Origin of the sequence: Mesorhizobium sp. YC-39, from assembly GCF_025753795.1 — a bacterium.
In the GTDB taxonomy this organism is placed as follows: Bacteria; Pseudomonadota; Alphaproteobacteria; order Rhizobiales; family Rhizobiaceae; genus Mesorhizobium.
This window is the reverse complement of sequence record NZ_JAOWPS010000014.1, coordinates 74,768-85,944: the sequence shown is the minus strand read 5'-3', so window position 1 is coordinate 85,944 and position 11,177 is coordinate 74,768. Positions and strand designations below refer to the sequence as shown.

Below are 11,177 nucleotides of genomic sequence, written 5' to 3'. Positions count from 1 at the left end.
TTATGGCCGACCGGATCGCGTCGTCATCGAAGGGAGCCAGACCAACCACGAGGCGATCGTTTCCTGCGGCACCACAAATCGTTTGCAGGATCGCGCCCGGCGGCCGGCTGAAGCTGATCAGCATCCGCCGAAGCCAGTATTTGACAGCGCAAGCGACAGGCGAGGTACGCCTTCAATCCGAATTCGTCCCTGGCCGAGTAGTTCGAAATTCTTGCCGCCTGATTTACCTCGCGTCAGGCCTCTCTGCGCCCCTATTCAGCCGTTGCAACAAAACCCGGCAGACTGGCAAATCAGCCACCTGATCATTGCCCCTTCAGGGACAGTCGATTATGGGATCAATTTTGCACATGATGACGTAATTGCTGCCATCGCTCCTTTGAACGAAGACTCGATGGACGGCAAAAGCCGCCGACCATTGAGATCAAGGAGGCCGCAGTGAAGCAATATGTCGGATTGGATGTGTCGCAGCGGGAGACGAGCGTTTGCGTCGTCGATGAGGGTGGAAGGTCTGTCTTCCAAGGGAAAGTGAAGTCCGATCCGGGAGCACTGACCGAGTTGCTCCGCAAACGCGCACCGCACGCCGAGCGCATCGGATTCGAAACTGCCGCCATGTCCAGCTGGCTCTGGCTTGAGCTTAAACGGGCCGGCTTGCCGGTCGTCTGTGTTGATGCTCGGCATGCGAAGGCGGCACTTTCAGTTCGAATGAACAAAAGTGATGAGAGCGATGCCCGCGGCCTGGCCGAGCTGGTTCGCGTTGGCTGGTATCGGGAGGTCAAGGTTAAAAGCACAGAGAGCCAGGCCACCCGATCCCTCCTGGTGGCGCGATCGACTTGTCGCCGTCCGCCGCGATCTCGAGAACCAAGTCCGGTCAATGCTGAAAGAGTACGGGTGCGCAGTTTCGGCGAAGGTCGTGGCGTTGGTTGTCGACGGGCATCAGCTACGATCCATGATCGAGCCGCTTCTGACCGTCCATGAACAGGCCTGCACGGAACAGGAAATGCTGGACCGGCAGGTACGACGCCTTGCTCGTGATGCGTATTCCGGTGATGCCGGATGGCTATTCCAATCTGAAGCCGGACAGGTGGAGTGCACCCCCTGCGGATTCCAGGGAATGACCGGACGGGATTCCGATCAAAATCCGGACGGCATTGGAGTGCACCCCTAGACTGAGGCACAGAAAATCGCGGACAGTTTCCCTGCAAGGAGAGGAAACTGGGGCATGGCCGGACGGCAAAGGGTCATTGATGAAGATCAAAAACTGGAGCTTCTCCAGCGCATGGAGGCGGGCGAAACTGTCAGCAAGTTGGCGGATGAGGTTGGAATCAGTCGCCAACGACTTTACGAGTGGCGTGATCATCTCAGACTCCGCGGTAATCTGAAGTCACGCCGGCGCGGCCGGCCGGCCAGATGGAAAGCAGGAGCTGACGGGATCGCGCAGTTGCAGAGCGCAGTTGATGTGCCGGCGGCTCAGGAAAAGGCACTGACCAAGGCAAGGCGCCGGATCAGGGAATTGGAGCAGAAAGTCGGGCAACAGCAACTCGATCTCGATTTTTTTCGAGAAGCCTTGCGGCCCTTCGAGGGAGATCATCGTCGGAGCAACGCTTCTGGCGAAACGGGATCTTCAAGGTCATCGAAAAGATGACGACCGCCCTGTCGCAAGGCGAATTCAACATCGATAGAATGTGCTGGCTCGCTGGCGTGAGCCGCGCGAGCTATTACCGTCACTGGCTGGATTCGGCCCCGCGTCGGGCGGAGACAGGTTTGCGCGATCTCATTCAGAAGCTGGCTCTCGGCAACGCGCACTACCGCCGGATCGCAGCCCTGCTGCGGCGGGAGGGGTGGCAGGTCAATCACAAATACGTTCTACGGATCATGCGTGAAGACAATCTGCTGTGCCTGCGCGCAAGCCCCTTTGTGCCTGTGACGACCAACTCCCAGCATGGTTGGCAAGTCGTGCCGAACCTCGCGAGGGTAATGATCCTCAATGGCGTAAACCAGCTATGGGTTGCCGATATCACCTTCCTGCATCTGGCCGAGGAGTTTGCCTTCCTTGCCGTTGTCCTTGACGCCTATAGCCGCAAGGTGGTCGGATGGGCGCTGGATACGCATCTTAGAGCAAGCCTTGCCATCGAGGCTCTCGAGATGGCGATCGCTGATCGTCAGCCCGTACCCGGGAGCATCATCCATCATTCCGACCGCGGGGTTCAATACGCGTGCGGAGCGTACTCCGAACTTCTGCACCGCCGCGGCATTCAGGCGAGCATGAGCCGTGTCGGCAATCCTTACGACAGGATCGGCCCGGAAGGTGGCTAAAGATTGCTACCGCGCGCAAGGCCACAACCGTGTCGTCTCAGAACCGCGCGTCGACGAAGTGTGCCAATTGGGCACCCACCTCATAGTAGTTTTCCTTGAGCGTGCGGAAAGCCGGGGTTTCCGGGGTAGTGACAGGAAGTGGCAGATCCGCGTCTCCGACATTCCCGAGAATATGGTCGGCCAGAACACGCCCAAAGACCGTCGCTGGCGAAATTCCACGGCCATTATAGCCGCAGATGCTGACTACATTTGGTGCGAAGCGGTGAAAACGAGGCAGGTGGTTGCTAGTTGTTCCAATCGCTCCATACCACTCGAACTCCAGTTCGAGGTCCAAAATTTGCGGGAAAAGCTTGTGAATGGCGCGCTTAGCCCATGATCGGTGAATCCTGGAACCCGTACCCCCGAGCGCGCCGATACTGCCGAAAATTAACCGTCCGTCGCGATCCAGCCGAAACTGTCAATACCGGGTGAACTTTCCTCAAAAGTGCCGAAGTAAAATTCCCCAATTATGCCGCCCCGGACGACACGGAGAATTGGGTATTTTTCGGCGGTCGCCCTCGGGGGCGTGAGGGTGGGGCGAAGGACGGTGGGCTGATCAATGCTTTCGAACGGACGTGTTCAGGCATCAATTCGGCATGTTGGCGCAACCTGTAACTTGATCCTTCGATCTGAACGACGACGGCATGATGCAGAAGCCTGTCGAGAAGCGCGGTGGCGACCACGGCGTCTCCAAAAACATCGCCCCACTCTGCAAAGCCGCGATTGGACGTCAGGATCATTGCCCCTTTCTCGTAGCGGGCGTTGACGAGCTGGAAGAACAGGTTGCCGCCGCCGGCGATGACCGGGAGATAACCGATCTCGTCGACGATCAGCAGACCTGGCCTGCAGAAGAAGCGGATGCGTTCTTGCAGCCGTCCCTCGCGCTCGGCCCTGGACAGCGCTGCAATGAGGTCGGCAAGCGTACAGAAGTAGACGCTCTTGCCTGCTTTGACAGCCTCGACGCCGAGCGCCACAGCGAGATGGCTTTTGCCGGTTCCCGGCGGCCCGAGGAAATGGACGGCCTCGTGCCTTTCGACGAAACCCAGTTGCGCGAGCGTGAAGATCCGATCGCGATCGAGGGAGGGCTGGAAAGTGAAATCGAAGCCGGCGAGCGTTTTGATGGTTGCCAGCCGACCCATCCGCAACGCCGTCTTTATGCGACTGTTCTCGCGCAGGGTCAGCTCTTCGGAAAGGAGAATATCGATCGCTTCGAGTGCCGACAGCTCGCCATGCTCGAGGCGGCGGACAATATGGTCGAGTGCTTCAAGGGCACGTGGCATCCTCAGGCCGACAAGGTCATGGCGAATGCGGTCGATCATCGACGGCACGGCATCGAGCGCGGCGTTCATGGGCGGTTCTCCTGTGCCATGGCTCTGGCGACGGCGTCGTAGAAGGCGAGCGGCCGCTGTGTGACCCGGTCTCCGGATCCATGAAGAATGATCTCGTCATTGTTGACGCGCGATCGCGATCGCTGCGGTGAGCGAAGGGTTCTGTGTCCTGGTTCGACGCGGCGCTGATGGCGACCTTCCAATACCGGATGCACAGCAATCAGCGCGCCGTCTTCGAAGATTCGAACCTCATTGGCCAAGGTGTGAACTTCGACGAGCCGCCTTCTGGTGGCGTCGGGCACGCTGTAGGCGTTTCCACCAACGCTCACCATGCCCTCTCGGGATATCCTGCGCTCAAGCCGCAGAACCGATCGGAACGGAGCCAGCGGCAAGGGACGCAGATGAAGGCGCTCTTCCGCGAAGGCCTCGACGACGACGCGCTGCGTTGTGGCGTGCACGCGCGGATTGGCAACGGCATCCAGCCATTGCCGCAGTTGGGTGTTAAGATCATCAAGGTTGCGAAACGAGCGCGCCAGGAAGAAGTCTTCACGAATATAGCGAAATGGTCGCTCGACCTTTCCCTTCGTCTTGGCGCGATATGGTTTGCAGGCCTTTGGATGAAAGCCGAAATGGCGGGCGAGATCGAGCAGAGCGCGGTTATAAACAATGCCGCCCGTTTCGCCTTCGCCGATGACCGCTGTCTTCATCCGGTCGTAAAGGATCTCGCGCGGGACGCCTCCGATCGCATCGAACGCCGCCGCGTGGCATCGCAGCACTGTCGGCAGATCCTGATGCATAGCAAAGCGCGCCCAGATGAGACGGCTATAGCCCAGCACCATAGAAAACAGCCAGACGATCCTGGGGGTTGCCGGCTCGTCGGTGAAGACGACATGGAATTGGGCGAAATCCACCTGTGCCTGTTCGCCGGGAGCTGTTTCGAACCGAACTTCAAAGCCGGCTTCTGAGGTCGGACGAACTTCTCTGAGGAAGTCCGTGACGGTAGTGTAGCCGCCGGCGTACCCACGATCCTTCAGTTCTCGCAAGAGCCGCCGACCGCTAAGGCCGGGATAGGCAGCAACCCGTTCACGCAGATAGGTGATGAATGGATCAATCACCGTCGCCCGCGGCTCCCTTGGTCCGTAGGCAGGGGCCTCAAGGCCACGCTCAATGTATTTGCGGATTGTCTTTCGATCGACGCCGGTCTGCCTGGCGATCGCTGACACCGACAGCCCCTGCCGGTGCATATCCAAGATCATGACTATCTCCCCGAGTTTGATCACCGCCATTCCCCTCTCGACCATCGAGAGCAGTATCGGTGATGACGTGCCGCCGGTCCTCCGGGGCGCGCCCCGGAGGACCGGCGGCAACACTAGACTGAGGAAGATTCAAACGGCACTTGTGGGGAGTATTGATCCGGTATCGACAGAAACGAACTTAAGATTTTCTTAGTGTCCCAGCAACCCTCGCGGTTGGGGAGAATGGACTTCTGTAGTTTGTCCGGAAGCGGCCGGGTTGCGACATTGAAATAAGGAATATGTATCTGCTCATGCCTGAGCTCTTGCCAGGGAGATTTCGATAAGCATCCGTTGCAACTACGACCCAGTCGGCCTCTACCGAGCCTCCTGCTGTGTGTACTGCCCACTTGCTGTTTGATCGCTCGATTCCGGCAACCCTCCTGCGGAGATAGCCGCGCGAGCAAGTCCTCGCGCATAACCGAGTGGTCGGATAGTTCCGGCGCGCAAATCAAGAAGCGATCCTGAATAGGCGCCCGTACCAATGCGTGTCGCGGTCTCCTGTACGTTGAGGAGATTCACGGGGGCGCCCCGTTCCTGCCACTGCCGCTCGCGTTCCCGGAGTTCATCTAGTCCTGTTTCGCCGACCGCGCAATGAAGCGTCCCGTTCCTCACAGGCTGGCAGTCGATGGCGTGCTTGTCGATCAGAGACCACACCTCGGCAGGCCCGTCGCTGAGAAGCTGCAAGACCTTTTCACCAAAACGTGCGCCTAAACTTGATTTCACATCCTCGGGCTTCATCCATAAGCCGGCATTAACCAAGCCAGCGTTGCGCCCCGAGGCTCCAAAGCCAATTTCCATCGCCTCAAGGACGCTGACCTTTACACCGGCTTGCGCCAAGTGCAGTGCCGTCGAGAGACCCGTGTATCCGCCGCCAACCACGGCCACATCTCGTTTATGGGCATATCTGAGGATGCTCGTCTGCGGGGCGTCTGGTGCACTCCGCTCCCAAAGCCCATGGGAAAGACTGTTGTTCAGCATTTTCGTCCTTTCAAGCCCTCGCCCATAAGGGTGGCCTTTAGCAGCAAAAGGAAATTGAGTTCGTCTTCGACGTAATTCATGGAGTTTCAGAGAGACGGGTTCCAGCGTTGTCGAACACCAGGTGAGCAGCATCAAGAAAACTGGGCAGGAACATAGGTCGGCAACCCCGATCGACAGCGCCTGCTCGTCGACCCGAAATCCTGGGTGAGAGCTCCGGCGCGGATTACGGACAGCTTGCTGCGGTATTCGCGGAGCACAAAGGGCTGTCGGATCATATCGAAATCATCCCATCCATCGCGTCCGAGGGGCTTCAGCTGTCGCCAGTGCTAGCAAGTGGGGCGGACTTCATAGAATGACGAGGCGCTCTGCTAGTGGCAGTTAGGAATTGCTGCGTTACCGGGCCTCCGGTCGATTTGCCGGGTTCTATTTCCCTCCGGCCGCGTCGACCGCATTTTCTTTCGGCTGTACACTGGCAATCGTGATTCATGCGGCGCGCATCTATAGACCTCCCGGTACGCTTTTGAGAAATGCGATGCGGAAACAAAGCCGCAAGCCATCGCGATCTCAACGACCGGAAGGCGTGAACTGATCAGCAGCAGGTGCGCACGTTCCTAACGAAGATCCAAATAATAGCGGCTCGGAGAACATCCAAGTTCCCGCCTAAACAGCTGCTCGATTTGTCGGCGGGAAAGGCCGGCCGATCCTACTAAGTCGTCCAGTAGCAACGGCTCCGTGAGATTTGCCTCCATCTGTTCAATTACCTTGATGACCGCCTGATGGTTGAGTTGCACTCGAGAATGAAGGGGCAGACGTTGGCGGTCACCCGCTGCACGGGTCCTGCACGCGATAGCCTTTTCGCAAATACGGTTGACGGCTGTCGTCCCATGATGCTGATCAACCATGCCGAGAAACATGTCGAAGGGGGCGTCGCCCCCGGCGCAAGTGTGTAATTGCCCGTCCCGCTCGAAAGCGGTTTGAGCGGCTAGCACACTCGGGTACCGTTCAGAGAACATAGGAAATTGCTCCCAGTGAACCGCGCAACGCCGCCCTTCTGCAAGTCCCGCCCGAGCAAGCACAATCGTACCGCTACCTATCCCTACGAGGCTGCCGCGACGGTTCCAACACTCTCGTAGCCAGGCATCAAGCTGTTTGTGCGGACTAGGAGCATTGCGGTCGCCGACAACAACAGCCGGTGGTGAGATCGATCGACGAGCTTTTTCACGTTCGAATAATAACGAAGAATCGGCGCAAACCATTAACCCACAACTCGAGGCCGCAGGTTGCCCGTCATCTGAAATGACCTGCCAGCTATACACGTCCCGCCCCAACACCTCATTGGCGAGCCTCAGCGCTTCTACTGCCGACGAGAAGGCCTGGAGCGAAAAGGCCGGCAGGAGGTAAAAGCAAAAATTTCGGCATGTGGACTGTATGTCTAGCATCCCGGCTGGTTCCTTTCCCGTATTCGACAGCATTCTAGTGAAAGAGTGCCAAGCCCGAGGCGATCGGCTCGGGTTCCGAGCTAGGCTCTGCTCTCATGTCTTGGGCGCTTTCGGCGCCGCCCCCTTGCGGAGGGGCCGATGTCACGGTGAAGCGCTACGTAGAGGGCCAAGCTGCGCCTATCGGGCAGACATTCAGGGCATCTCGCCACCACAAGTTCGGCTGCCGGCCGTCTAGATGTTCAGCCCGTCTCGTGTAAGCTCATCCATAACGAAGCGCACTGCGCTTTCGGCGATTGCAACGATCTCTTCCGCCTCAGCCTTGGTAGTAATGAGCGGTGGGGCAAAGCCGAGGATATCGCCGTGTGGCATGGCGCGGGCGATCAGACCGCGTTCACGCGCTGCCTTGGAAATTCGTGCACCAACCTTGAGAGAGGGATCAAAACGCGTTTTCTTGTCGCGATCGGTCACGAACTCGATTGCGCCCATGAGGCCTACGCCGCGCACTTCACCGACGATCGGCAGCTGCGCGAATTTCGCCCTCAGCTGCGCCTGAAAGAATGCACCGACCTCGCGAGCGTTCGCCGGAAGATCTTCTTTCTCGACAATGTCAAGCACCGCGTTGGCCGCGGCAGCTCCAATCGGATGACCCGAATAGGTGTAACCGTGCGAGAAGGCGCCGACCCTGTCAGCCCCGTCTTCCAGCACCTTGTAGACCTTTTCACCAACGATTGCCGCCGAAAGTGGGAAATAGGCCGAAGTCAGACCTTTGGCGATGGTAATGAGGTCTGGTTCGATCCCGTAGTGCTGCGAGCCGAACATTGAGCCGGTCCGACCAAAGCCAGTTATCACTTCATCTGCAATGAGGAGCACATCGTGCTTCTTGAGCACGGGCTGGATTGCTTGCCAGTAACCTTCCGGCGGAGGCGTGATGCCGCCGGTGCCGAGCACCGGCTCGCCGATGAAGCTGCCCACATTGTCCGGGCCTAGGCGTTCGATCAACTGGTCAAGTTCGTTGGCACGCCGCGCTGAAAACTCGCGTTCGGACTCGCCTGGGTTCGCGCCCCAGTAGTGATGTTGTGGAATACCTGTGTGAACGATCTGCGGAAGCGGCAGGTCCATGTGTTCGTGATAGAAGCTCATGCCCGTCATTGAGCCGGACACGGCACTGCAGCCGTGATAGCCGCGTTCACGCGAGATGATCTTCTTCTTGTTCGGCTTGCCACGCAGATTGTTATAGTACCAAACAAGCTTGGCCTTGGTCTCGTTGGCGTCCGAGCCGGACATACCGTAGAACACTTTGCTCATCTTGCCAGGTGCCATCTTCACGAGGCGATCGGAGAGAATCGCGAGCTCGTCCGTCGTGTGCGCCGCATACGAGTGGTAATAAGCGAGCCGATAGGCCTGACGCGAGATCGCTTCTGCTACTTCGGTGCGGCCATAGCCGACATTGACGCAGTAGAGACCGGCAAAACCATCAATAAACTTGTTTCCATGCGCGTCTTGAATGCGGATTCCCTTCCCGGTCTCGACGATCGTTGGCTCGCCTAGCTTGCCGGTGGCAACGTCCTTGAGTTGCGTGAAAGGGTGTAGGACAGCGTTTCTGTCCTTCTCGCTGATATCCTTGATGTTGATAGTCAAGGCGCTTTCCTTTCAGGCTGCGATGTTGCCAATGCACACATATTTGGGTTCGAGATATTCGACGAGTCCATGTCTCGATCCCTCGCGGCCGAGGCCGGATTGCTTCCATCCGCCGAAGGGTATGGGAGCCCCGGTGAATTTTGGGATGTTGACTGCGACCATACCATACTCAAGTTGATCGGTCAGCCGCAGGGCGCGGTTGAGGTCCCGCGTATAGACATATGCCGCAAGGCCCATTTCCGAGTTGTTGGCCCGGGCGAGCACCTCTGCCTCGTCATCAAAAACAAGGATTGCCGCCACCGGACCGAAAGTTTCTTCCTTGGCAACCAGCATGTCGTCTGTGACGTCCGCGAGCACAGTCGGGGTGACGAAATTGCCCGCGAGTGGGCTGTCCTGTCCGCCAACAACGACGCGGGCTCCAGCACAAAGAGCTTCGGAAACCTGTCGCCTGCACTTTTCGGCGACAGATGGTTTGGTCATTGGGCCAATGTCGACACCAGGCTCGAATCCGTGCCCGACTTTCAGTTTACTGGTGGCCTTCGCGAATTCTTCCACAAAGCGCAAATAGCTTCCCCGCTGGACATAGATCCGATTGGCTGCCAGGCAGTCCTGGCCGGATGTGGCGAATTTGGCTGCCATGCATCCAGCCACGGCAGTCTCCAACGGTGCGTCATCGAAAATGATAAAAGGAGCATTGCCGCCAAGTTCAAGTGAAGCCTTCTTGAGGGTTTTTGCCGATTGCTCGAGCAGCATACGACCGACTTCGGTCGAGCCCGTGAAGGAGAATGCCCGCACATCGCTATGATCCAACAGCTGCTTTGAAAGCGGGGGAGCCTCTCCCGTGATCACTTGAAACACGCCGGTTGGCACTCCTGCCTCCTCGGCAAGACGGGCCAGCGCCAGAGCTGACAAGGGCGTTTCCGGGGCGGGCTTGACGATCATGGTGCAGCCTGCAGCCAGCGCGGCCCCAGCTTTTCTGGTGATCATTGCCGACGGGAAATTCCATGGCGTGATTGCGACGGTCACTCCAATCGGCTGCATCCGCACGGCCAACTGACTTCCGGCAAGATGGCTCGGAATGGTCTCGCCGTATGCTCGCTCGCCCTCCGCTGCAAACCAGTCAAGAAAGCTAGCGGCATATGAAATTTCACCCCGGGCCTCGGCCAAGGGTTTGCCTTGCTCGGCGGTCATGATTGCGGCAAGGTCTTCAGCATTCTCACGCATCCCGGCGGCCCATTTCCGCAGGTGTGTGCCCCGTTCCGCAGGAAGTACATCGCGCCATCGCAGAAATGCGGTTTTCGCAAAGTTGACTGCGTTGTCCACGTCAGACGTGTCACAGGCAGCCACCTGAGCGAGTTCCTCGTCAGTAGCCGGGTCCAGCACCGAGAGTGTCTCAGCCCTGGAGAGCCAAGCGCCCCCCACATAGGCGCATTTTTGCAGCAGGTCCTGCCGTTTGAGCCCCCTTAGTGCGGCGATTGCTGAACCTTTCATGTGTAACTCCGTCAGTTTTCGATTTTCCATCAAACTAACCGCGCGAGCGGTTCGGTTGGCGGCGCAATTCCAGGCCATCTAGGCGTTTTCCTGCGAACACCGGGCATTTTCTGCGGATTTCTCCATCTTATCTTTGTCTGTCGTGCAATGACCGCCAAGGAAGGCTTCCAGCAACCCTGACGTGTCTCCGTCGATCTCATAAGCAGATTGAACCGCTGCGGACACTTGGAATGTTCCCAGTGCACTGCGCATCTTCGTCCAGTCGACAGACCTGTCTGCGCGATGCTGAAGACGCCACTCGCGATTCCGACCAGATACAGTTTTCTAGCCCGGCATTCCCGCAACCAGCCATGCACGGCTCGATTTACAGGAAGGGGGTAGCTACCCCCGCAAATTACAGCGACCGAGGGGGAAAAGCCCCTTTGCCAAGAAGTCCACGTTCCTCCTTGAGCGACGTATCGACGGAGATCGTAAGCCCGCAACGCGATCTCACAGGGTGTCCGTCGTCGGAGACAATTCGCCAAGCGTAACTTTCTGATTCAAGCACTTCGTTGGCGAGCCTTAAGGCCTCAACTGCGGAAGAGAAAGCCTGTAGGGAGAACCCAGGGCCGAGATAAAGACTGAACAGACGCCTGGTTACCTTCATCTTCAGCATC

9 protein-coding genes and 3 pseudogenes are annotated in these 11,177 nt (G+C 58.2%); 4 read left to right on the top strand and 8 right to left on the bottom strand.

From position 1 onward, the window contains the following. The 4 genes and pseudogenes from OHD62_RS34060 to OHD62_RS34045 all read left to right on the top strand — a co-directional run. Positions 1 to 201, top strand: a pseudogene (locus tag OHD62_RS34060) (IS6 family transposase); the annotation flags it as partial. A gap of 234 nt (positions 202 to 435) precedes the next feature. Beyond that, a complete protein-coding gene (locus OHD62_RS34055) occupies positions 436 to 975 on the top strand; it encodes an IS110 family transposase (RefSeq protein WP_263791926.1) in 540 nt (179 codons plus the stop codon). 244 nt (positions 976 to 1,219) lie between these two features. Beyond that, a complete protein-coding gene (locus OHD62_RS34050; RefSeq protein ID WP_263791924.1) occupies positions 1,220 to 1,642 on the top strand; it encodes a helix-turn-helix domain-containing protein in 423 nt (140 codons plus the stop codon). Continuing rightward, positions 1,639 to 2,313 (top strand): IS3 family transposase, encoded by a 675-nt coding sequence (locus OHD62_RS34045; protein ID WP_263791921.1) that lies wholly within the window; start codon positions 1,639 to 1,641, stop codon positions 2,311 to 2,313. Before OHD62_RS34050 ends, OHD62_RS34045 begins: the two co-directional genes overlap by 4 nt. 37 nt (positions 2,314 to 2,350) lie before the next feature. Here OHD62_RS34045 and OHD62_RS34040 read toward each other — a convergent pair. The 8 genes and pseudogenes from OHD62_RS34040 to OHD62_RS34005 all read right to left on the bottom strand — a co-directional run. After that, positions 2,351 to 2,767: pseudogene (locus OHD62_RS34040) on the bottom strand (NAD(P)/FAD-dependent oxidoreductase); the annotation flags it as partial. A 52-nt stretch (positions 2,768 to 2,819) separates the two neighbouring features. Further along, positions 2,820 to 3,701 (bottom strand): IS21-like element helper ATPase IstB, encoded by an 882-nt coding sequence (istB, locus tag OHD62_RS34035; protein WP_263791919.1) that lies wholly within the window; start codon positions 3,699 to 3,701, stop codon positions 2,820 to 2,822. Further along, positions 3,698 to 4,960, bottom strand: a complete 1,263-nt coding sequence (gene istA, locus OHD62_RS34030; RefSeq protein ID WP_263791939.1) for an IS21 family transposase — start codon at positions 4,958 to 4,960, stop codon at positions 3,698 to 3,700. Before istA ends, istB begins: the two co-directional genes overlap by 4 nt. Before the next feature lie 146 nt (positions 4,961 to 5,106). Then, a pseudogene (locus tag OHD62_RS34025) lies at positions 5,107 to 5,953 on the bottom strand (NAD(P)/FAD-dependent oxidoreductase); the annotation flags it as partial. Between the two features lie 368 nt (positions 5,954 to 6,321). Next, on the bottom strand, positions 6,322 to 6,552 hold the full coding sequence (locus OHD62_RS34020) for a helix-turn-helix domain-containing protein (protein WP_318528681.1): 231 nt from the start codon (positions 6,550 to 6,552) through the stop codon (positions 6,322 to 6,324). Between the two features lie 12 nt (positions 6,553 to 6,564). Beyond that, entirely contained in the window at positions 6,565 to 7,392 is an 828-nt protein-coding gene (locus tag OHD62_RS34015) for a GlxA family transcriptional regulator (RefSeq protein ID WP_263791916.1), read from the bottom strand. Positions 7,393 to 7,623: 231 nt separating this feature from the next. After that, positions 7,624 to 9,030, bottom strand: a complete 1,407-nt coding sequence (locus OHD62_RS34010; RefSeq protein WP_263791914.1) for an aspartate aminotransferase family protein — start codon at positions 9,028 to 9,030, stop codon at positions 7,624 to 7,626. Between the two features lie 12 nt (positions 9,031 to 9,042). Continuing rightward, positions 9,043 to 10,521 (bottom strand): NAD-dependent succinate-semialdehyde dehydrogenase, encoded by a 1,479-nt coding sequence (locus OHD62_RS34005; RefSeq protein ID WP_263791935.1) that lies wholly within the window; start codon positions 10,519 to 10,521, stop codon positions 9,043 to 9,045. Between the last annotated feature and the right edge of the window lie 656 nt (positions 10,522 to 11,177).